The organism is Frigoribacterium sp. Leaf164 (assembly GCF_001423665.1).
GTDB lineage: Bacteria > Actinomycetota > Actinomycetes > Actinomycetales > Microbacteriaceae > Frigoribacterium > Frigoribacterium endophyticum.
On the sequence record NZ_LMOX01000001.1, the window covers coordinates 541,982 to 563,338 of the forward strand.

General features: G+C 73.8%; 21 protein-coding genes. 16 read left to right on the forward strand and 5 right to left on the reverse strand.

Annotated features, from left to right (window positions below):
- Positions 1-38 precede the first annotated feature (38 nt).
- Complete coding sequence (locus ASF82_RS02450) at positions 39-305, forward strand: glutaredoxin family protein (RefSeq protein WP_056052939.1); 267 nt, start codon at positions 39-41, stop codon at positions 303-305.
- A 146-nt stretch (positions 306-451) separates the two neighbouring features.
- Here the strand turns inward: ASF82_RS02450 and aspS are convergent, their stop codons facing one another.
- Positions 452-1,786, reverse strand: a complete 1,335-nt coding sequence (aspS, locus tag ASF82_RS02455) for an aspartate--tRNA(Asn) ligase (protein ID WP_056055646.1) — start codon at positions 1,784-1,786, stop codon at positions 452-454.
- A 108-nt stretch (positions 1,787-1,894) separates the two neighbouring features.
- On the opposite strand from aspS, the gene ASF82_RS02460 reads away from it, so the two are divergent.
- From ASF82_RS02460 to ccsB, 5 genes are read left to right on the forward strand one after another with little or no spacing between them, the layout of a single operon-like run.
- Positions 1,895-2,542 carry a histidine phosphatase family protein gene (locus ASF82_RS02460; protein WP_056052943.1) on the forward strand — a complete coding sequence of 216 codons (648 nt, stop codon included), beginning with the start codon at positions 1,895-1,897 and terminating at the stop codon, positions 2,540-2,542.
- Entirely contained in the window at positions 2,539-3,201 is a 663-nt protein-coding gene (locus ASF82_RS02465) for a TlpA disulfide reductase family protein (protein WP_056052946.1), read from the forward strand. The genes ASF82_RS02460 and ASF82_RS02465 overlap by 4 nt, the downstream gene beginning before the upstream one ends.
- On the forward strand, positions 3,202-3,966 hold the full coding sequence (locus ASF82_RS02470; RefSeq protein ID WP_056052949.1) for a cytochrome c biogenesis CcdA family protein: 765 nt from the start codon (positions 3,202-3,204) through the stop codon (positions 3,964-3,966).
- On the forward strand, positions 3,950-5,803 hold the full coding sequence (locus ASF82_RS02475; RefSeq protein WP_082514250.1) for a cytochrome c biogenesis protein ResB: 1,854 nt from the start codon (positions 3,950-3,952) through the stop codon (positions 5,801-5,803). Before ASF82_RS02470 ends, ASF82_RS02475 begins: the two co-directional genes overlap by 17 nt.
- Entirely contained in the window at positions 5,800-6,819 is a 1,020-nt protein-coding gene (gene ccsB, locus ASF82_RS02480; RefSeq protein ID WP_369814245.1) for a c-type cytochrome biogenesis protein CcsB, read from the forward strand. The genes ASF82_RS02475 and ccsB overlap by 4 nt, the downstream gene beginning before the upstream one ends.
- Positions 6,820-6,857: 38 nt before the next feature.
- Here ccsB and ASF82_RS02485 read toward each other — a convergent pair whose 3' ends face one another.
- Complete coding sequence (locus tag ASF82_RS02485; RefSeq protein WP_056052951.1) at positions 6,858-7,871, reverse strand: o-succinylbenzoate synthase; 1,014 nt, start codon at positions 7,869-7,871, stop codon at positions 6,858-6,860.
- 42 nt (positions 7,872-7,913) lie between these two features.
- On the opposite strand from ASF82_RS02485, the gene ASF82_RS02490 reads away from it, so the two are divergent.
- From ASF82_RS02490 to ASF82_RS02505, 4 genes are all read left to right on the forward strand, one after another.
- Positions 7,914-8,324 (forward strand): hypothetical protein, encoded by a 411-nt coding sequence (locus ASF82_RS02490; RefSeq protein ID WP_056052955.1) that lies wholly within the window; start codon positions 7,914-7,916, stop codon positions 8,322-8,324.
- 115 nt (positions 8,325-8,439) lie between these two features.
- Positions 8,440-9,348 carry a 1,4-dihydroxy-2-naphthoyl-CoA synthase gene (locus ASF82_RS02495; protein ID WP_056052957.1) on the forward strand — a complete coding sequence of 303 codons (909 nt, stop codon included), beginning with the start codon at positions 8,440-8,442 and terminating at the stop codon, positions 9,346-9,348.
- 28 nt (positions 9,349-9,376) lie between these two features.
- Positions 9,377-10,516, forward strand: a complete 1,140-nt coding sequence (locus ASF82_RS02500) for an AMP-binding protein (RefSeq protein WP_056052960.1) — start codon at positions 9,377-9,379, stop codon at positions 10,514-10,516.
- A gap of 31 nt (positions 10,517-10,547) precedes the next feature.
- Positions 10,548-11,492, forward strand: a complete 945-nt coding sequence (locus tag ASF82_RS02505; RefSeq protein WP_056052963.1) for a 1,4-dihydroxy-2-naphthoate polyprenyltransferase — start codon at positions 10,548-10,550, stop codon at positions 11,490-11,492.
- On the opposite strand, the gene ASF82_RS02510 is transcribed toward ASF82_RS02505, so the two are convergent.
- On the reverse strand, positions 11,489-11,848 hold the full coding sequence (locus ASF82_RS02510) for a DUF4229 domain-containing protein (protein ID WP_056052965.1): 360 nt from the start codon (positions 11,846-11,848) through the stop codon (positions 11,489-11,491). The genes ASF82_RS02505 and ASF82_RS02510 overlap by 4 nt on opposite strands.
- Before the next feature lie 107 nt (positions 11,849-11,955).
- On the opposite strand from ASF82_RS02510, the gene ASF82_RS02515 reads away from it, so the two are divergent.
- The 3 genes from ASF82_RS02515 (at position 11,956) to ASF82_RS02525 (ending at position 15,104) form a co-directional block, all read left to right on the forward strand.
- Positions 11,956-12,315 carry a PLD nuclease N-terminal domain-containing protein gene (locus tag ASF82_RS02515; RefSeq protein WP_056055651.1) on the forward strand — a complete coding sequence of 120 codons (360 nt, stop codon included), beginning with the start codon at positions 11,956-11,958 and terminating at the stop codon, positions 12,313-12,315.
- Between the two features lie 172 nt (positions 12,316-12,487).
- Entirely contained in the window at positions 12,488-14,161 is a 1,674-nt protein-coding gene (gene menD, locus ASF82_RS02520) for a 2-succinyl-5-enolpyruvyl-6-hydroxy-3-cyclohexene-1-carboxylic-acid synthase (RefSeq protein ID WP_056055654.1), read from the forward strand.
- Positions 14,162-14,252: 91 nt separating this feature from the next.
- Positions 14,253-15,104, forward strand: a complete 852-nt coding sequence (locus tag ASF82_RS02525; RefSeq protein ID WP_056052968.1) for a PPK2 family polyphosphate kinase — start codon at positions 14,253-14,255, stop codon at positions 15,102-15,104.
- Between the two features lie 33 nt (positions 15,105-15,137).
- On the opposite strand, the gene ASF82_RS02530 is transcribed toward ASF82_RS02525, so the two are convergent.
- Both ASF82_RS02530 and ASF82_RS02535 read right to left on the reverse strand, forming a co-directional pair.
- Complete coding sequence (locus ASF82_RS02530) at positions 15,138-16,520, reverse strand: MFS transporter (protein ID WP_056052972.1); 1,383 nt, start codon at positions 16,518-16,520, stop codon at positions 15,138-15,140.
- Positions 16,521-16,600: 80 nt separating this feature from the next.
- Positions 16,601-17,833 (reverse strand): isochorismate synthase MenF, encoded by a 1,233-nt coding sequence (locus ASF82_RS02535; protein ID WP_056052975.1) that lies wholly within the window; start codon positions 17,831-17,833, stop codon positions 16,601-16,603.
- A 52-nt stretch (positions 17,834-17,885) separates the two neighbouring features.
- On the opposite strand from ASF82_RS02535, the gene ubiE reads away from it, so the two are divergent.
- The 3 genes from ubiE (at position 17,886) to ASF82_RS02550 (ending at position 21,245) form a co-directional block, all read left to right on the forward strand.
- Positions 17,886-18,620, forward strand: a complete 735-nt coding sequence (gene ubiE, locus ASF82_RS02540; protein ID WP_056052980.1) for a bifunctional demethylmenaquinone methyltransferase/2-methoxy-6-polyprenyl-1,4-benzoquinol methylase UbiE — start codon at positions 17,886-17,888, stop codon at positions 18,618-18,620.
- 43 nt (positions 18,621-18,663) lie between these two features.
- Positions 18,664-19,749: a polyprenyl synthetase family protein gene (locus ASF82_RS02545; RefSeq protein WP_056052981.1), complete on the forward strand. Its 1,086-nt coding sequence runs from the start codon at positions 18,664-18,666 to the stop codon at positions 19,747-19,749.
- A 119-nt stretch (positions 19,750-19,868) separates the two neighbouring features.
- On the forward strand, positions 19,869-21,245 hold the full coding sequence (locus ASF82_RS02550; RefSeq protein ID WP_056052984.1) for an FAD-dependent oxidoreductase: 1,377 nt from the start codon (positions 19,869-19,871) through the stop codon (positions 21,243-21,245).
- Positions 21,246-21,357 lie beyond the last annotated feature (112 nt).

The following is a 21,357-nucleotide window of genomic DNA, read 5'->3' on the forward strand; positions in this document are numbered from 1 at the left end:
GCAGGATGCGCGGAGGCGGGGGCCGGTAGGGTCGGGGCGTGAGTGCTCCCCGCCTGTCCCTGCTGACGAAGCCCGGCTGCCACCTGTGCGACGACGCCCGGACAGCCCTCGACGCCGTGCTCGCTGAGCCGGAGTTCGCGGCCCACGACCTCGGCTACGTCGAGACGAACATCCTCGACGACGCCGCCCTCCGCGACGAGTACGCGGAGGAGATCCCCGTCGTCCTCATCGACGACCGGGTGCACACCATCTGGCGCGTCGAGCCCGACCGACTCCGCACCGCGCTGCGCAAGGCCGTCCTCTGAGGGGCTGATGCCCCGGCGCTCCGCCGCTGCTGTCCCGGCCGCACCGCACCGCACCGCTCGGCGACCCCCTACCACGACGGGCCCGACGAGATCGCTCTCGTCGGGCCCGTCGCGGCGTCGCGCTCCGCCCCGCGGGGCGGTGTCGACTACGGCGTGAGGCGCGTCGGCCCGCGGAACAGGTACGTCACCTCGCGGAGGTTCGGCTGGTGCAGCATCAGCATCAGCACGCGGGCCAGGCCCATGCCGAAGCCGCCGTGCGACGGGGCGCCGTAGCGGAAGAAGTCGAGGTAGCCGCCGAGCTCCTCCGGCTTCATGCCCTTCTCGCGGATCTGCGCCTCGAGCACCTCGACGCGGTGCTCGCGCTGGGCGCCGGTGGTGATCTCCGTGCCGTTGTAGATGAGGTCGTAGCTCTTCGTGAGCTGCGGGTCGTCGTCGTGGCGCATGTGGTAGAACGGCCGGATCGACGCGTCGTAGTCCGTGAGGAAGACGAAGTCGTGGTCGAACGTCTCCTTCACGTAGGCGGCGATCTGGCGCTCGCCCTCCGGGTCCATGTCGGCGTCGGCGCGGGGCACGACGTAGCCGCGGTCGGCGACGATCTGCTTCGCCTCGGCCAGGGGGATGCGCGGGAAGGGCGTCGTGGGCACGGTCACCTCGACGTCGAAGAGCTCCGTGATCTCGGCGCCGTGCTTCTCGACGACGGCCGTGAACGCGGCGACCAGGAGCTCCTCCTGCATCTGCATGACGTCCTCGTGGGAGTCGACGTAGCTGATCTCGGCGTCGACGCTGGTGTACTCGGTCGCGTGCCGCGAGGTGAACGACGGGTCGGCACGGAAGACCGGGGCGATCTCGAAGATCTTGCCGAAGCCCGCCGACTGCGCCATCTGCTTGAAGAACTGGGGGCTCTGCGCGAGGAACGCGCTGCCCTCGAAGTAGTCGACCTTGAAGAGCTCGGCGTTCGACTCGCTGGCCGACGCCATGATCTTGGGGGTGTGGATCTCGATGTAGCCGCGCTCGACCCAGTAGGTGCGCATGGCGTGCTCGAAGGTCGTCTGCACGCGGAAGATGAGGGCGTTCCGCGGCACGCGCAGGTCGAGGAAGCGCCAGTCCATGCGCTTGTCGATGCCGCTGTCGGCGGCGATCGGGGTCTCGGGGTCGGCGAGGCTGTCGACGACGAGGGTGTCGATCTTCACCTCGATGCCGCCGAGCTTGACCCGCTCGTCGTGCTTGAGCTGGCCCGTCACGGTGACGAAGCTGCCCTGCGAGAGGCCGGAGATCGCGTCGGCGACCTCGTCGGTCTCGCCCGCCTCGGCGAGGACGTCGGCCGCGGTGCGCGGGCGGACGAGCTGGACGGCGCCGGACTCGTCGCGGAGGACGACGAACTGCACCTTCTTCTGGTCACGGACCGTGTCGACCCAGCCCGCCACCGTGACGGTGCCGTCGGGGAGGGGAGCGAGGTCGTTGATGAGGGTGCGTTCGATCACGAGGCCCGAGTTTACCGTGCGCGGGCGTCCCTGCGGGCCCCGCACCGCGCCTCCTGTGGGTCTCCCCGGTGGGAGGTGTGCGCCGGGCCCCGACCTAGACTGGGGCGCATGCCCGCCCAGCAGATCCACCTCGTGCGCCACGGTGAGGTGCAGAACCCCGACCACGTCCTCTACGGCCGACTCGAGGGCTTCGGGCTCAGCGAGCTCGGCCACCGCATGGCGGCCTCGTCGGCCGCGATGCTGCAGGCGCAGGGCGCCCCGGTCGCCGCGATCGTCGCCAGCCCGCTGCAGCGCACGCGCGAGAGCGCGGCTCCGTGGGCCGAGGCCTTCGAGCTGCCGGTGCAGGTCGACGAGCGCCTCATCGAGCCGACCAACAAGTACGAGGGGCGCCGCAGCGACTTCACGGTCGCGAAGCAGCTGGCCGTGCCCGCCGAGTGGCCGTGGATCGTCAACCCGCTCAAGCCGAGCTGGGGCGAGGCCTACGTCAGCATCGCCGCCCGCATGCTCGCCGCGGTCGACGAGGCCTGGTCGAGCGTCGACGGCGGCGACGTCGTCCTCGTCAGCCACCAGCTGCCCATCTGGATGGTGCACCGCAGCGTCACCGGCGCGCGCCTCTTCCACGACCCGCGTCGCCGCCGCTGCTCGCTGTCGAGCGTGACGACCCTCGAGCGCCGCGGCGACCGCTTCGTCGAGGTGGGCTATCAGGATCCCGCGGCAGACTTGCTTGCGAACGCCGTCGACCTGGGAGCAGTGTGACCACCCGAGCACCGTCCGACGGGGCCTCCGCGGCCCCGTCCACCACCCGTCCGACCCTGCGTCGGCGCACCGTCCGCGGCCTCGCCGCCGCGGCCGTGCTCGCCCTCGCCCTCGCCGGCTGCACGTCGGCGAACGACGGCCTCGCGCAGCAGTACGCCGACGGCGGCACCGAGAACTACATCTCCGGCGAGGGCACCGTGACGGAGGTCCCCGTCGACGAGCGACGCGACCCGGTCGAGTTCACGGCGACGACCGACGCGGGCGACGAGGTCTCGCGCTCCGACCTCGACGGCCAGGTCGTCGTTCTCAACTTCTGGTACGCCAGCTGCCCGCCCTGTCGGCAGGAGGCGCCCGACCTGCAGCAGCTCAGCGAGGCCCACGAGGGCGACGGCGTGCAGTTCCTCGGCGTGAACGTGCGCGACCAGGCGAAGACGTCCCTCGCCTTCGCCGAGAAGTTCGGCGTCACCTACCCCTCGGTCGTCGACACCAACGACGGCACCGTGCAGCTCGCGCTGGCGGGCACCATCGCCCCGAACTCCGTGCCGACGACGATCGTGCTCGACAAGCAGGGCCGCATCGCCGCGCGCATCCTGGGCGGGCTGCAGGGCCCCAGCATCCTCGACCAGCTGATCAAAGACGCCGTCGCCGAGCAGGCCTAGGTGTACCAGGGCAACCCCTTCTTCGACGCGGTCGCCGGCGGGCAGCTGGCCGTCGCGCTGCCCGTGGCGGTGCTGGCGGGCCTGATCTCGTTCCTGTCGCCCTGCGTCCTCCCGCTCGTGCCCGGCTACCTCGGCTACGTCGGCGGCCTGACCGGCGGCGCCCGTGACGACGCCGGCCGCGCCCGCGACCGTCGCCGGGTGGTCATCGGCGTGCTCCTCTTCATCGCCGGCTTCTCGGTCGTGTTCGTCGGGGCGAACCTCGCCTTCGGCGCCGTCGGCTTCTGGCTGATCCAGTGGCGCGAGCTGATCGTGCGCGTGATGGGGCTCGTCGTGATCGCGCTCGGCCTCGTCTTCATCGGCCAGTTCACGGTGCTGCAGCGCACCCTCAAGCCGGGCTTCACCCCGGCGACCGGCCTCGCCGGCGCCCCGCTGCTCGGCATCGTCTTCGGCCTCGGCTGGACCCCGTGCGTCGGGCCGACGCTCGCCGCGATCACGGCGATGTCGCTGAACACCGGGTCGGTCGGCCAGAGCGTGCTGCTCGGCGTGGCCTACTGCGTCGGCCTCGGCGTGCCCTTCCTGCTCGTCGCCCTCGGCCTCGGCTGGGCGTCGCGCTCCATCTCGTTCGTCAAGCGGCACATCCGCGTCGTCAACATCGTCGGAGGTTCCGTCCTGGTGGTCATCGGTCTTCTCATGGTCACCGGGCTCTGGTCCGCGCTGATGTCCGAGGTCGGGGCGGTGATCGCGGGCTATGGCACGATCGTCTGACCGAGCGCCCGGCGCGACCGGCACCCCCGACGCCGTCGACAGCACCGAGGTCACCGACGGCTCCGACGCCGTCGGCGACCCGCTGAGGCCGAGCGACCACTACGACTCGGTCGCCCCCGCCGAGCCCGCCGCCGGCGACGCGGCCGCGTCCGCCGGTGGCGACCGCGACGGCGGGGTCACGAACCCGCGCCTCGGCCTGGTCGGCTACCTGCGCTTCTTCTGGCGCCAGCTGACGAGCATGAAGACGGCGCTCTTCCTCCTCATGCTGCTCGCGGTGGCGGCGATCCCCGGCTCGCTCGTGCCGCAGCGCACCTCCGACCCGAACGGCGTGGTCCAGTACCGGGCCGACCACCCCGACCTCTTCCCCGTGCTCGACAAGCTGGGCGTCTTCGACACCTACTCGTCGCCGTGGTTCTCCGCCGTCTACCTGCTGCTCTTCATCTCGCTGATCGGCTGCATCATCCCGCGCACGAAGCACCACTTCGAGGCGCTCCGGGCCCGCCCGCCGAGGACGCCCGCGCGGCTCTCCCGCCTGGCCGGCTACCGCTCGGTCACGCTGGAGGCCGGTGAGGGAGGCGCGTCGGGCGTCGACCTCGACCCCGCCGCCGCCGTCACGGCGGCCCGCGCCCAGCTGAAGCGCGCCGGCTACCGCACCGAGGTCTTCGGCGACTCGGTCAGCGCCGAGCGCGGCTACCTCCGCGAGACCGGCAACCTCGTCTTCCACTCGGCGCTCGTCGGGGTGCTGCTCACCGTCGGCGTCGGCGGGGGGTTCGGCTACACCGGCCAGCGCGTGATCGTCGAGGGCCAGACCTTCACGAACGCGCTCGTGTCGTACGACTCGTTCAACCCCGGCCGGTGGTTCAGCGACTCGCAGCTGTCGCCGTACAACATCACGCTCGACAAGTTCCGCACGACGTACGAGGAGACCAACACCGACGCGCTGGGGCAGCCGACCGACTACACGGCCGACGTCACGACCCGGACGCAGGGCGGCGACCCGCGGTCGACGCAGATCAAGGTCAACAGCCCGCTCGCCATCGGCGGCTCGACCGTGTACCTGCTCGGCAACGGCTACGCGGTCGACGTGACCGTCACCGCGCCCGACGGCAGCGAGCCGTTCACCGACACGATCCCCTTCCTCCCGCAGGACGCGAACCTCACGTCGCAGGGGGTCGTCAAGGTGCCCGACGGGCTCTCCGAGCAGGTCGGCATGATCGGCTTCTTCTACCCGTCGGCGGTCGAGACCGGGGACGGCTCGGGGATCCTCGCCTCCAGCTACCCCGACCTCCTCAACCCGGTGCTGAGCCTCAACGTCTACGACGGCGACCTCGCGCTCGACGACGGCGTGCCGCAGTCGGTCTACTCGCTGAAGACCGACGACATGACCGAGATCGCCGGCGCGGGGGCGGAGAACGGCCAGAAGGCCCTCCAGCTCAGCCCGGGCGAGACGGTCGACCTGCCGAACGGCCTCGGCACGATCACGTTCAACGACGTGAAGCGCTTCGCGTCGCTCGACGTGCACCACGACCCCTCGCAGGTGTGGGTGCTGCTCTTCGCCGTGCTCACCTTCGGCGGCCTGCTCACGGCCCTCTTCGTGCCCCGTCGCCGCGTCTGGGTCAAGGCCACGGCCACCGGCACCGGCCTCCGGCTCGAGTACGCCGGCCTCGCGCGCGGGGAGGACCCGACGCTCGACCGGGCCGTCGGCGAGGTCGCCCGCACGCACCTCACGACCCTCGGCGTGCCCGCCGAGGCGGCGAAGGCGGCGTCGCGCCCCGGCTCGACGTCGAACGACACGGGGCCCTCCGCGTCGCGCGGCGGACGTAGGATCACTCCGTGACCGCCGACCTCGCCTACTACTCGCTCGTCGCCGTCTACTCGGCGATGGCGATCTACACGATCTCCTTCGTGACCTTCGCCCTCGACCTGGCGAAGCGCTCCGGCGACGCCCAGCAGGCCGCCTCGGCCGTCGCCGTCCCGGCCGCCCCGGTGGGGTCGTCGGGCGGCACGCTCCGCAAGGGCGCCGGCGGGGGCAGCACCATCGTGCTCGACCGTGCCGACACCGTCACCGGCGGGGGCGACGTGCCCGGCGCCTCCGGCGGTCGTCGCGCCTCGAAGTTCGAGCGCGTCGCCACGTCGCTGCTCGTGCTCGGCCTGCTCGTGCACGTCGCCTCGGTCGTCATGCGCGGGATCGCCGCGGGCCGTGTGCCGTGGGCCAACATGTTCGAGTTCTCGCTGACCGGCACGGCGATCATCGTCGGCGTCTACCTCGTGGTGAAGCTCTTCGTCGACATCTCGTACCTCGGCGCCTACGTCACCGGGCTCAACCTCATCCTGCTGGCGATCGGCACGGTCAACTACTACGTCGCCGTCTCGCCGCTGCAGCCTGCGCTGCAGTCGGCCTGGCTGGTCATCCACGTGCTCGTGGCCATCCTCGGCACCGGGTTCTTCGCGATCGCGGCCGGCCTCTCCGTCGCGCAGCTGATCCAGACCAAGCGCGAGCAGGCGAAGCTGGCGAACCTCCGCTTCATGGACACCCTGCCCGCGGCCGACCGCCTGGAGGACCTGGCGTACCGCGTGGCCCTCGTCGGCTTCGTGCTCTGGACCTTCACCCTCATCGCCGGCGCCGTCTGGGCTGAGCGCGCCTGGGGCCGCTACTGGGGCTGGGACACCAAGGAGGTCTGGACCTTCATCATCTGGGTGCTCTACGCCGGCTACATCCACGCCCGCGCGACGCGCGGCTGGCGCGGCGCCCGCTCGTCGTGGCTGTCGATCATCGGCTTCGCGGCCGTCATGTTCAACTTCTCGATCGTCAACGTGTTCTTCAAGGGCCTGCACGCCTACTCGGGCCTCTGATCCGACCGCCGGCCCGTGCGGGCCGGTGCCCGGGACCCTCAGGAGTCGCGGGTCGCGGAGAGCACGTCGTGGCAGGCCCGCAGCCGGTCACGCCACCAGCGCACCCTCTCGTCGGGGGCGGCGTGCTCGCGCAGCAGGTCGTGGTCCACCTCGACCCGGCGCACGTCGATCGCCCCGTCGACCGGGAGCAGCGGCTGCCGGGTGACGTCCGCCGCCAGCAGCGCGGCCGTGCCGAGCCCGCAGTCGTGCTCGAGGCCGGGCAGCGCCGCCGCGAGGTGGGCGCCCGTGCTGAGGCCGACGGAGGTGTCGAGGGCGCTCGAGACGACGACGGGCAGGCCCGCCGCCTCGACGACCTCGAGCGCTGCACGGATCCCGCCGAGCGGCTGGGCCTTGATCACGAGCAGGTCGGCGGCGCCCGCCCGGGCGACCGCCAGGGGGTCGTCGGCTCGACGCACGCTCTCGTCGGCCGCCACCAGGACCCCGAGGCCGGCCGTGCGGCGTCGCAGCTCGGCGAGCTCGGGCACCGTGGCGCACGGCTGCTCCGCGTACTCCAGGGCGTACGGGGCCAGCGCGAGCAGCGCCTCCTCGGCCTCGTCGACCGACCAGCCGCCGTTGGCGTCGACCCGGACGCGGCCCTCGGGGCCGACGTGTCGGCGGGCGGCGGCGACGCGGGCGACGTCGTCGGCGAGCGTCTGGGTGCGGTCGGCGACCTTGACCTTCACGGTGCGGCAGCCGGGGAAACGTGCGAGGACGCCGGGGACCTCGGCAGGGCCGACGGCGGGCAGGGTCGCGTTCACGCGCACGGTGTCGGCCCGGACGACGTGCGGGGCGCCCCAGCCGAAGTCGACGGAGGCGGCGAGCCAGGTGGCGGCCTCGGCCGGGAGGTACTCGACGAACGGGCTGAACTCGGTCCAGCCCCGCGGCCCCTCGACCAGCAGGGCCTCGCGCACGACGATGCCGCGGAACCGCGTGCGCAGCGGGAGGGCCACGACGTGGGCGCCGTCGAGCAGCTCGCCGACGGGCGGGAGGACGGCAGGTACGACGCTCGGCACGTCTCCAGTCTGTCACCGGGTCGGCCGCTAGGGTCGGTCACCATGGCCGTTCCCGAGACCGACCCGACCGAGCCCCGTGACGCCCGGCAGCGCTCCGGGCAGCCCGGCTCCGCCGCCGACGACGGCCTCACCGTCTTCGACGAGGCCACCCACGACGAGGCCGCCCAGCCGGCCCGCAGCCGGCGGCTCGGCGTCGTGACCCTCGGCCTCGGCCTCCTCCTCCTCGCGCTCGACGGCCTGGCCGTCGGCCTCCTCGCCGCCGACCTCGTCGCTGCGGCCGCCTCGATCGCGCTCGTCACGATGCTCGCCTCGGTCGTCGTCGGGGTCGTCGCGCTGGTCGCCGTGGCCCTCCGCCGCGGCCGCTGGCAGGGCGTCGCCGCCGTGCTGGTCTGCGTGCTGGCGAACCCGTTCGTCTTCGTCTACCTGCTGGGCCGCGCGCTGCCGCAGTTCTAGGCCCGTCGAGCCGGGGACGCGGCCGTCGCGGAGGGCCCGCTCCCGGCCGGGCCCTGCTCCGAGCGCAGGCCCCGCGCGAGGCCCCGTCCCCGCCGCCGGTCGTAGGCTGGCGGGCATGCGCGACACCGTCTCCGACCTTTTCGACCCGACCGAGTGGCGCGAGGTGCCCGGCTTCGCCGACCTCACCGACGTCACGTACCACCTCGACGTCGAGGGCCGCGTGGCGCGCGTCGCCATCGACCGCCCCGAGGTCCGCAACGCCTTCCGGCCGCGCACGGTCGACGAGCTCTACCGCACGCTCGACCACGCCCGGCAGCAGAGCCGGGTCGGCGTCGTGCTGCTGACCGGCAACGGCCCCAGCGCGAAGGACGGCGGCTGGGCCTTCTGCAGCGGCGGCGACCAGCGCATCCGCGGCCGCGACGGCTACAAGGCCGAGGGCGACGAGGCGAACGTGGCCGACCCCGCCTCGGCCGGCCGCCTCCACATCCTCGAGGTGCAGCGGCTGATCCGCTTCATGCCCAAGGTCGTCGTCGCCGTGGTGCCCGGGTGGGCCGCGGGCGGCGGCCACTCGCTGCACGTCGTGTGCGACCTCACGATCGCCAGCCGCGAGCACGGCAGGTTCAAGCAGACCGACGCCGACGTCGGCTCGTTCGACGCCGGGTACGGCAGCGCCTACTTCGCGAAGCAGATCGGCCAGAAGCTCGCCCGCGAGGTCTTCTTCCTCGCCGAGGAGTACAGCGCTGACCGTGCCCACGAGATGGGCGCGGTCAACCGCGTCGTGCCCCACGCCGACCTGGAGAAGGAGGCGCTGGCGATGGCGCGCGTCGTGCTCACGAAGTCGCCCACCGCGATCCGCATGCTCAAGTTCGCGTTCAACGCGACCGACGACGGCATCGTGGGCCAGCAGGTCTTCGCGGGCGAAGCGACGCGCCTGGCGTACGGCACCGACGAGGCCGTCGAGGGCCGGGACTCCTTCCTCGAGAAGCGCGAGCCCGACTGGTCGCCGTTCCCGTGGCAGTACTGAGGGCGGCGGGGCCGGGGAGGCGCGGGGCATGACCCGGCCCCTGGTCGCGGTCGACGCCCGCTCGCCCGAGCGCGTGCTGCTCGCGCTCCGGGCAGCGCTCGCGGGCGGCCCCGCCGTCGCCCCGCGGACGGACGACGTCGTGCCGGCCGACCTGCCGACGACCGTGCCGCTGCCGGTCGCCCTCGTGATCGAGACGAGCGGCTCGAGCGGCCGGCCCAAGCGGGTCGCGCTCGGCACCGACGCGCTCCTGGCCGGCGCGGCCGCCGCCGACGGGGCGCTGGGCGGGCCGGGGCAGTGGCTCCTCGCCCTGCCCGCGCACTACGTGGCCGGCACGAACGTGCTCGTGCGCTCGATCGCCGCCGGCACCGAGCCGGAGCTGCTCGCGCCCGGCCACTTCGACGCCGCGGCGTTCGCGCGGGCGGCCGCCCGCCTCACGCACCCGGTGCGGTACACCTCGCTCGTCCCGGCGCAGCTGGTGACCGCCCTCGACGCCGCCGAGCACGACGAGGGCGTCGCCGCGGCGCTCCGCGGCTTCACGGCCGTGCTGGTGGGCGGGCAGGCGACGCCGGCCTCCGTCGTCGACCGGGCCCGCGCCTCCGGCGTCCCCCTGGTGCGCACCTACGGGTCGAGCGAGACGGGCGGCGGCTGCGTGTACGACGGCCGTCCGGTCGGGCAGGCCCGGGTGGCCGTGGTGGGCGGCCAGGTCGAGCTCTCCGGCCCGTCGCTCGCCGAGGGCTACCTCGACGACGAGGCCCGGACGGCCGCCGCGTTCGTCGAGCGGGACGGGCGGCGTTGGTACCGCACGGGCGACGCGGGCACGGTGAGCGACGAGGGCCTCCTCACGGTGACCGGGCGCCTCGACGACGTCGTGGTCTCGGGCGGCGAGAAGGTGTCGCTCGGCGCCGTCGAGCGGGTCGTCCGCGAGCTGCCGGGCTGGGCCGGGGCCGTCGTCGTCCGGTCGACGCACGAGCGCTGGGGTGAGGTCCCCGTCGTCGTGCGCGCGGGGGAGGGCCCGGACGGCGGGACGCTGGCCGAGCTCCGCGCCGCCGTGGTGGCCGAGGCGGGCCGTGCCGCCGCGCCCGACCGGGTGGTGGTCGTCGAGCGGCTGCCCCTGCTGCCGAGCGGCAAGCCCGACCGGCTCGCGCTGGAGCGCCTCGTCGCGCCCTGACCGCGATCGGGGCGGGAACTACACTCGTCGGGTGGCCAAGACGACGACATCCAGGACGAAGCGCAGCGGACGACCGGGCGGCCGCCCGGGGAAGCAGCCCGCACGTCGGGTCACGGCCCGCGACTGGATCGGCGGGGCCCGGCTCCGCACCCTGCCGCTCGCCGTCGCGCCCGTCGCCCTCGGCACCGGGGTCGCCCGGGCGAACGGCGACTGGGACCTGCTGCTCGCCCTGCTCTGCCTCGCCGTCGCGGTGTTCCTGCAGGTCGGCGTCAACTACTCGAACGACTACTCCGACGGCATCCGGGGCACCGACGAGTTCCGGGTCGGGCCGGCCCGCCTGACGGGCTCGGGCGCCGTCCGGCCCCGGACGGTGCTGCGCGTCGCCCTCGTCTCGTTCGCCGTGGCCGCCGTCGCCGGCGTCGCGGTCGTCGTGCTCACGCAGCAGTGGTGGATGCTGGCGGTCGGCGCCGCCGCCGTGGTCGCGGCCTGGTTCTACACCGGGGGCAAGCGGCCCTACGGCTACAACGCGCTCGGCGAGGTCTTCGTCTTCGTCTTCTTCGGCCTCGTGGCGACGGTCGGCACGACCTTCGTGCAGCTCGGGCGCTTCCCCGCCGACGCCTGGGTCGCGGGCGTCTCGGCCGGGCTGTTCGCCTGCGCGGTGCTGATGGTCAACAACATCCGCGACATCCCCCAGGACCGCGCGGCCGGCAAGCGCACCCTGGCGGTCGTCGTCGGCGACCCGGTGGCCCGCGCGCTCTACGCGTCGTTCCTGCTGCTGCCGTTCCTCATCCTCGTGTACTTCGGCTTCCTGTACTTCCACGCGCCGTACGTGTACTTCACGCTGCTGACGGCCGTGCCCGCGGCCGTCATCGGCGTCACGGGCAAGACCCCGAAGGAGCTGATCCTCGCCCTGCAGCTGGCGTCGCTCACGGCGCTCCTGTACGGGCTCGCCCTCGCCGCCGTGCTGTTCGCCTAGGCGCCGCGGGCGGGGCCCTCGGGACGGTCGTCGGCGGGGCGCGACCCGGCGTCGTCCGGGGCAGCGGGGGCGGCGGGGGCGGCGTCGGCCTCGGCCAGACGAGCGTCCTGCTCGGCGAGGTCGTCGTCCTCCGCCAGCGTGTCGCGGTCGAGCGGCTCGGGCCGCGAGCGACGGTCGGCCAGCTCGAGCGCGACCTCGCGCCGCAGGCCGGCGAAGAAGATGTACGAGACGCAGAACGCCACCACCGCGGCGAGCAGGGTCGCGAGGTAGGGGTTCGGCAGCAGCAGCACGAACAGGACCAGCGCCACGAGGAAGATGCCGAGGCGCAGGACCGTGTACTTGACCCAGGGTTTCACGCGCTGATCCTAGCCGCGGCCGCCGGTGTGCCCGCCGTGGGCCGCTCTCCGGCACCGGGCGTCGCGTGCCCAGCCGACCCCCGGGAGCGACGCCTATGATCGTCGCCATGGTCAAGTTCTGGGTGGTGGCGGTCGTCGCGGCGTCGGCGTTCGTGATCTACGCCCTCGTCGACTGCCTCTTCGCGGAGTCGAGCCGGTTCCGGGCGCTGAACAAGCCCCTCTGGGCCGCGATCATCGTCCTGCTGCCCGTCGTCGGCGCCGTGCTGTGGTTCCTGCTCGGCCGCGCCCGCAAGGCGGGCCGCGGTCCGCAGCGCCGCTTCATCGCCCCCGACGACGACCCCGACTTCTCCGGCCGCTCGGCTGCGACGGTGACCGACCTCGACCGCGAGACCACCGACGAGCGGATCCGGCGCCTCGAGCAGGAGCTCTCCGAGCTCGACAACGACGACAAGACCGGCACGGCCTGAGGCCGTGAGCACCGACTCCTCGGGCTCCGCGCTGCCCGACGACCACGACGCCGTCCAGGGTGAGGCCGAGGCCGACACCGACGGGGTCGCCGCTGGTCCCGTCGACACCGGCACCGCTCACGGCCTCCCGGCGGAGCGCTCCGGCAGCGTCGCCACCGACTACGCCGTCGCGCTGCTCGCCGCGCTCGTCGACGCGGGCGTGCACGAGCTCGTCCTCAGCCCCGGATCGCGGTCGCAGGCCCTGGCGCTCGCCGCCGCCGAGTTCGAGCGGGCGGGCCGGCTCCGGCTCCGCGTGCGCATCGACGAGCGGAGCGCCGGCTTCACGGCCCTGGGCCTCGCCGTCGAGACCGGCCGGCCGACCGCGGTCGTGACGACCTCCGGCACGGCCGTGGCGAACCTCCACCCGGCCGTCCTGGAGGCCCACCACTCCGGCGTGCCGCTCGTCCTCCTCACGGCCGACCGGCCTGTCGAGCTGCGGGGCGTCGGCAGCAACCAGACGACCGTGCAGCCCGGTCTCTTCGGCCCGGCCGTGCCGTGGGTGCGCGACGTCGAGGCCCCCTCCGAGGGCGACGTCGACGTCGAGGCCGTCCGTCGGCTCGCCCGGGCAGCGGTCGCGGCCTCGCTCGGCGCCGGCGGCGACGACGGCCGTGACACTCCCGGCCCGGTCCAGCTCAACGTCGCCCTGCGCGAGCCGCTCTCGGCGGCCGTGACGACGCTGCCCGCGGCCCGCCCGGGCGAGGTGACCCGCCCCTCCGCGGGGCCCGCCCACCTGCTCTCCGTCGACGACGACCCGGCCACGCTGGTCGTGGCGGGCCACGACGCCGGTCCCGACGCCGAGCGCCTCTCCCGCGAGCTCGGCGCCCCCCTCGTGGCCGAGGTCTCGAGCGGCGCGCACTTCGGGCCGAACCTCGCCCTCGGCTGGCGCACGCTGCTCGCCGACGCGGAGTTCGGCGGGCTCGTCCGCCGCGTGGTGGTCGTCGGCCACCCGACCCTGACCCGCCAGGTGCCCGCCCTGCTGGCGCGCCCCGACGTCGAGGTCGTCGTCGTCCGCGGGCGCACCGCCGACGCCTACGACCCGAGCCGCCGCGCGACCGTGGTCGCCGCCGTCCAGGTCGCCCCCGGTGGGGGAGGCGCCCCCGACGACCGCGCCCACCGGTCCTGGGTGGGCCGCTGGGTCCACGCCGGCCGCGCGCTCGTCGGCGACCCTGAGCAGGCGCCCGACCTCGACGCCGCGACGAGCGACGACGCCTCGGTGCGGGCGGAGTTCCTCCGCGGCGAGGTGCAGCTGCTGCGCCGCGGGGTCACGCGGCGCGCCCTGGCCGAGACGCTCTGGCGCGTCACCTGGCCGCACGACCGGCTCGTGCTCGGCGCCTCGCGGCTGATCCGCGAGGTCGACGAGGTGGTGCCCGGCAAGAAGGTGCCCGTGCACGCGAACCGCGGCCTCGCCGGCATCGACGGCACGGTCGCGACCGCGACCGGCATCGCCCTCGCCAGCCAGCTCGACGAGGCGCGCCCGGGCGTGACGCGCGTGCTGCTCGGCGACCTCACCCTGCTGCACGACGTCGGCTCGCTGCTCCTCGGCGACGGCGAGGTGCGGCCCCGGCTGCAGGTCGTCGTCGGCAACGACGGCGGCGGCACGATCTTCGACGGCCTCGAGGTGGCCGCGACGGCCCCCGCCGACGCGATGACCCGGGTCCAGTTCACCCCGCAGAGCGTCGAGCTCGCCCCCCTGGCCGCCGCCTACGGCTGGCACCACGTGCGGGCCGCGACGCGGGCCGAGCTCGACCAGGCCCTCGCCCGCCGCTGGGACGGCCCGGTGCTGATCGAGGTCCCGCTCGCGCGCTGACGCCCCGCGGCCGACGGGCGTGCCCGGACTCGGCGGCCGCACCGCGACTCCGCCCGGCCCCTGCCCGTCCGCCGCACGTAGGCTCGGCCGCATGGCCACCACCTGGACGTCCGAGCCCGCCGAGATCCTCCGTGCGGGCACCGACTTCGCCCTCGCCGACGTCGACCCCCGGTCGACGCCGGGCTTCGCCGGCGACAAGGGCTACGCGCGGCAGGTGCTCGAGTCCGGCCGGGAGGCGCTGAGCGACCTCCAGGAGCGGCTCTTCGCCAGCAGCCGGACGGGCGGCGACCAGGGCTCCGTCCTCCTCGTGCTGCAGGGCACCGACACCTCGGGCAAGGGCGGCGTCGTCCGTCACGTCGTGGGGTCCGTCGACCCGCAGGGCGTCGCCCACCACGCGTTCAAGCAGCCCACCGAGGAGGAGCTCGCGCACGACTTCCTCTGGCGCGTGCGCCGCGAGCTGCCCGGCCCCGGCATGATCGGCGTCTTCGACCGCTCGCACTACGAGGACGTGCTGATCGGCAAGGTGCGCCGCCTCGCGTCGCCCGAGGAGGTCGAGCAGCGCTACGACGACATCGTCGCCTTCGAGCGCGAGCTGGCGGAGTCGGGCACGACCATCGTCAAGGTCATGCTGCACGTCTCGCGCGACGAGCAGGGCGAGCGTCTGCGCGCCCGTCTCGACGACCCGGAGAAGCACTGGAAGTACGTGCCCGGCGACCTCGACGACCGCCTGCTCTGGTCGGACTACCAGGAGGCGTACGAGACGGCGGTCCGCCGCACGAGCACGGAGGCGGCGCCGTGGTTCGTCGTGCCCGCCGACCGCAAGTGGTACGCCCGCGTCGCCGTGCAGCGCCTTCTGACGGCCGCGCTGAGGGCGCGGGACCCGCAGTGGCCGGCCGCGCCGTACGACGTCGAGCTGGAGAAGGTCCGGCTCGCCTCCACCTGATCCGTCGGCGGAGCGCCCTCGGGGGGCACTCCGTCAGGAGGCGCGGCTCCGGAGGGCGTCGCCGGTGCCCCGCGGCAGACGGAGGCCCTCCGGCAGGCTGAGCAGGGCGAGCGCCGCGAGCACGACGAGCGCCAACTGGTAGCCGGTCGCCGGGTCGGAGCCGCCGTCGGCGGAGGCCGCCAGGTCGGCGAGGCGGACGGCGAGGGCCGTCACGGCGACCCCGAGGCCCACGGCGAGCTGGCTCGTGATCGACGCGATGGCGTTCGCCGGGCCGATCATCGGCGCGGGCACGTCGGCGAACTGCAGGGTGTTGTAGGCCGTGAAGCCCACCGAGCGGAACACGCCGCTCAGCAGCAGCACCGCCGCGACCAGCACCGGTGAGTCGTCGGGCCGCACGAGCGCCGTCGCGACGAAGGTCGCGGCGAGCCCGACGGTCGCGACGACGATGATCGGCACGACCCGGAAGCGGTGCAGCAGGGGCGTCGTGAGCGGCTTGACCGCCAGGTTGCCGACGAAGACCCACATCAGCATCACGCCGGCCTCGACCGGCGACCAGCCGAAGCCGTCCTGCAGCAGCAGGGGGACGACGAACGGCACGCCGTTGACGACCGCGCGGTAGAGCGAGCCGCTGAGGTTCGTCACGCGGAACGAGCCGATGCGGAACGCCGCGAGGTCGAGCAGCGGGTGACGCGCACGTCGGAACCACCGCACGGCCGCGACGCCGGAGACCAGCGCGACGGCCACGAGGGCCACGCCGACGGCGACCGTCGACGGGGCGCCGAGCAGGTCGAAGGCGACCACCAGCGAGACGATCGACGTCACGACGAGCAGCAGGCCGACGACGTCGAGAGGCTGGGGGTCGCCCGGCTCCGGGCTCGGCACGACCCGCCACGCGACGACGAGGAGGGCGACGCCGACCGGCACGTTGACGAGGAAGACCCACTGCCAGCCGAGGTGCTCCGTCAGCAGCCCGCCGATCAGCGGTGCGACGACCGGGGCGACGAGCGCCGGCCAGGTCAGGTAGGCGATGGCGCGGATGAGCTCGGACTTCTCCGTGCTGCGGAGCACGATCAGCCGCCCGATCGGCACCATCATGCTGCCGGCGAGGCCCTGCACCACCCGCGACGCCGTCAGCGAGACGAGGTCGCCGCTCAGCGCGCAGGCCACCGACGCGAGCGTGAAGAGCACCACGGCGGCGAGGAACACGCGTCGGGCGCCCCACCGCTCCGCGAGCCACGCGCCGAGCGGGATGAACGCGGCGACGGCGACGAGGTAGCCGGTGACGGCGATGCCGAGCTGTGCGGGCTGCACCCGGAAGTCGGCCGCGACGGAGGCGGTGGCCGTCGACAGGATCGTGGCGTCGAGGTTCTCCATGAAGAAGGCCGCGGCGACCACGAGCGCGACCGGTCGCGACACGCCCTGGCCGGCCCTCGCCTCCCCGGCTCCGGCCCCCTGCGGAGCGTCCTGCCCCGCGCCCCCTCGTGCCCCCGGCGACGTCACTGCGAGAACGCCTGCACGACGGGCTGGAACTTCATGGTGGTCTCGGCGACCTCGCGCTCGGGGACGGACTCGGCCACGACGCCGGCGCCGGCGAACGCGCGCACCTCGCCCTCGGGCGAGACCTGGGCGCAGCGCAGGGCGATCGCCCACTCGCCGTCGCCGTCGGCGCCGACCCAGCCGACCGGCCCGGCGTAGCGTCCGCGGTCGAACGGCTCGAGCTCGCGGATCAGCGCGAGCGCCTCGCGGGTCGGCGTGCCGGCCACGGCGGCCGTGGGGTGCAGCGAGTCGATCAGGTCGAGCGAGCTCGACCCGTCGGTCAGGCGCCCGCGCACGTCGCTCGCCAGGTGCCAGAGGTTGGGCAGCTTGAGGGTGAAGGGCTGCTCGCCCGTCACGACGTCGGTGGCGTGCGGGCCGAGCGAGAGCAGCAGGCTGCGGAGCGCGAAGGCGTGCTCGTCGAGGTCCTTCGGCGAGGTGGCCAGGGCGTGGGCGGCGCGCTCGTCGCTCACGGCGTCGACGCCCCGGGCGGCGCTGCCCGCGAGCACGCGCGCGGAGACCTCGCCGCGCTCGGAGCGCACGAGGGTCTCGGGGCTCGCGCCGATCAGCCCGTCGACCGCGAACGCGTAGCAGTCCGGGTAGGCGGTGAGCAGCGTCGCCGCGACGAGGCGCAGGTCGGCCTCGGGCGGCAGCTGGCCGACGAGGTCGCGGGCGAGCACCACCTTGCTGACCTCGCCGACGCCGATGGCGTCGACGGCCCGGGCGACGGCGTCGGCGTAGCCCGCGGCCGACAGCTCGCCCTCCCGGAGGCGGAGGCGCACCGAGGCCCCCACGGGCGTGCCCGCGGGCAGCTCGGCCCCGTCGACGCGGGTGATCCACGCCACGCCGTCGCGGCGGCCGATGACGATGCTCGGCACGATCAGCACGCTCGTGTCGGCGGACTCGTCGTCGAAGGCGAACGAGCCGAAGGCGATCAGGCCCGTGCCCGGCACGCGGACCTCGTCGTCGACGGTCGCCCGGCCGGCCAGCTCGCGCCAGGCGGCCGCCGCGTCGCGCATGCGCGAGGGGCCGGAGAACTCGAGCCGGACGGCCTCGCCGATGCCGGCCATGCCGGCGCCGCCGCGCACGAAGACGAGCGGGGAACTGCGGTCGACGACGTCGAGCAGGGGGCTGATGTGGTCGATCCGGGTGGTGCGGACGGAGAGGGAAGGGACGCGCGGCGACGGGAGATCCACCGCGTCAGCCTACTCGGGCAGCGCCCAGTGCATGCCGGTAGGATCGACCATCGTGACCAAGGCCGATATGAACAAGCAGCCCAGCGAGGTCGCGTCCATGTTCGACGGCGTCGCCCAGCACTACGACCGCACGAACGACGTGCTCTCCGCGGGCAACGCCGTCCTGTGGCGCGTCGCGACCGTGAAGGCCATCGGCGCGGGCCCGGCCGACAAGGTCCTCGACATCGCCGCCGGCACCGGCACGAGCTCCGTCGCCATCGCGCGCCGCGGGGCCGAGGTGATCGCGCTCGACTTCTCGCACGGCATGGTCGAGGTCGGCCGCCAGCGCCACCCCGAGATCGAGTTCGTCGAGGGCGACGCCGAGTCGCTGCCCTTCGACGACGACACCTTCGACGCCGTCACCATCTCGTTCGGCCTCCGCAACGTCAACCGTCCGAAGGTCGCGCTCGCCGAGATGCACCGCGTGCTCAAGCCCGGCGGCCGCCTCGTCGTGTGCGAGTTCTCCACGCCGCCGTTCGGCCTGCTCCGCGCGGCGTACCACGCGTACCTCCGCGTCGGGCTGCCCCTGATCTCCAAGGTCACCAGCAGCAACAGCCCCGCCTACTCCTACCTCGCCGAGTCGATCGAGAAGTGGCCCGAGCAACAGGTGCTCAGCCAGTGGCTGCGCGGCGCCGGCTTCACCCGGGTGGCGCACCGGAACCTGAGCGCGGGCATCGTGGCCCTGCACCGGGGTCGCAAGCCCTCCTCGACGCCCTCGCGCGCCTCCTCGTCCTCGACGGCGAAGTAACCGACCCACGCCGGTCCTCCCGACCAGACGACAAGGTGACCCCATGAACCCGAGCGTGCCGCTGACCCGCAACTCCCTGAGCGCGAGCCTGGGCCTCGGCGAGAAGCTCTTCGCCTCGCCCGCCGAGCGCCGCTTCGTCGCGGCCGTCGACGACGGCCTCGAGCTGGTCGAGGCCGGCCTGCTGCGCGAGATCGCCTTCGCCGACGAGATCGCCGACGCGACGACCCGGTACCTGCTCGCCGCCGGCGGCAAGCGCGTGCGGCCGACGCTGACGCTGCTCATCGCCCAGCTCGGCGAGGGGGCGACCCCCGGCATCGTCGCCTCGGCGCAGGCGACCGAGATCACCCACCTGGCATCGCTGTACCACGACGACGTCATGGACGAGGCGCAGATGCGCCGGGGCGTGCCGAGCGCGCAGACGGTCTGGGGCAACAACGTCGCCATCCTCAGCGGCGACCTGCTCTTCGCCCGCGCCAGCACGATCGTCTCGGGCCTCGGCCAGGAGGCGATCCTGCTGCAGGCCGAGACGTTCGAGCGCCTCTGCCTCGGCCAGCTGCACGAGACGATCGGGCCCAAGGCCGACGACGACCCGATCGCGCACTACATCGACGTCCTGGCCGACAAGACCGGCTCGCTCATCTCGACGGCCGCCCGCGCCGGCGTGATGTTCTCCGGCGCTCCCCGCGAGTACCTCGAGCCCGTCGCGACGTTCGGCGAGAAGATCGGCATCGCGTTCCAGCTGATCGACGACGTCATCGACCTCTCCGACCCCGCCGACCACACCGGCAAGGCCGCCGGCACCGACCTCCGGGCCGGCGTCGTCACCCTGCCGCTCCTGTACCTCCGCAAGGAGGCGCAGACCGACATGGAGGCCGCGGCCCTGCTCGGCCTCATCGAGCGCGTCGTCGAGGTCACCCAGGCCGACGACGACGAGGCGCCCCGCGTCGACGAGGAGGCGTTCGCCGACATCGTGCGCCAGCTCCGCGAGCACGAGGTCACCGAGCGCACCCGGCTCGAGGCGCACCGCTGGGCCAACGAGGCCCTCGAGGCGCTGGCGCCCCTGCCGTCCGGGCCGGTCAAGAAGGCACTGACCCGGTTCGCCGACCGGGTGGTCGAGCGCTCCGCCTGACCGGCACCGCGCCTCCCGGGGCCTCGGCTCCGAACCACGACAGCACCACCACGACCTGCGGTGCCTCGCACCGACCACCGGCCGGCACCCCCGCGCCACCCACCAGAGGGAGAACCCCCGTGACCACCTTGCGTCTGGCCATCGTCGGCGCCGGCCCCGCCGGCATCTACGCCGCCGACATCCTGCTCAAGGCCGAGAAGGCCTTCGACGTGTCGATCGACCTCTTCGAGCAGCTGCCCGCGCCCTACGGCCTCGTCCGCTACGGAGTCGCCCCCGACCACCCGCGCATCAAGGGCATCGTCAACGCGCTGCGCGACGTGCTCGACAGCGGCGACATCCGCGTCTTCGGCAACGTCCGCTACGGCGTCGACATCACCCTCGACGACCTGAAGGCGCACTACAACGCCGTGATCTTCTCGACCGGCGCCATCAAGGACGCCGACCTCGACGTGCCCGGCATCGACCTCGAGGGCAGCTACGGCGCCGCCGACTTCGTGAGCTGGTTCGACGGCCACCCCGACTTCCCGCGCACGTGGCCGCTCGACGCGCAGTCGGTCGCCGTGGTGGGCGTCGGCAACGTCGCGCTCGACGTGTCGCGCATCCTCGCGAAGCACGCCGACGACCTGCTGCCGACCGAGATCCCCGACAACGTCTACGAGGGGCTCAAGCAGTCGTCGATCACCGACGTGCACGTCTTCGGGCGCCGCGGGCCCGCGCAGGTGAAGTTCACCCCGCTCGAGCTCCGTGAGCTCGGCGAGGTGCGCGACGTCGACATGATCGTCCACGACGAGGACTTCGACCACGACGAGGCGTCGAAGACCGCCATCGCGACGAACAAGCAGGTCTTCGTCATCGACAAGGTGCTCAACCAGTGGCGCCAGCGCGAGGTCGGCACGGCGTCGCGCCGCCTGCACCTGCACTTCTACGCCAAGCCCGTCGAGGTCGTCGGCGACGAGCAGGGCCGTGTGGCCGCCTTCCGGTACGAGCGCACCCGGCCCGACGGCCAGGGCGGTGTCGAGGGCACCGGCGAGATCCGCGACGTGCCCGTGCAGGCGATCTACCGCGCCGTCGGCTACTTCGGCTCGCCGCTCGACGGCATCCCGTTCGACGAGCGTCGCGGCGTGATCCCGAACCACGAGGGCCAGGTGATGGACGACGAGAACCAGATCGTGCCCGGCGTCTACGCCACCGGCTGGATCAAGCGCGGGCCGGTCGGCCTCATCGGGCACACGAAGTCCGACGCGATGGAGACCGTCGCGCACGTCATCAACGACCAGGCGAGCTGGTGGCAGCCCGCCGACCCGTCGGAGGACGCGATGCCGGCCCTGCTCGCGCAGCGCGGCGTGGCCTACACCGACCTCGAGGGCTGGCACCGCCTCGACGAGCACGAGCAGGCGCTCGGGTCGGCGCACGAGCACGAGCGGGCGCGCGTCAAGGTCGTCGAGCGCGACGAGATGGTCCGCGTCTCGCGGGCCGTGGAGTCCGCCGACGCGTAGGCGACCCGCCCTGTCGACCTCGACCGCGCCTCCGGCGTCCTCCCCTCGCGGGGCGGGCCGGGGGCGCGTCGTCGTGGTGGGGGAGGCGCGTGGCGGCCGCCGCGGTCGACGT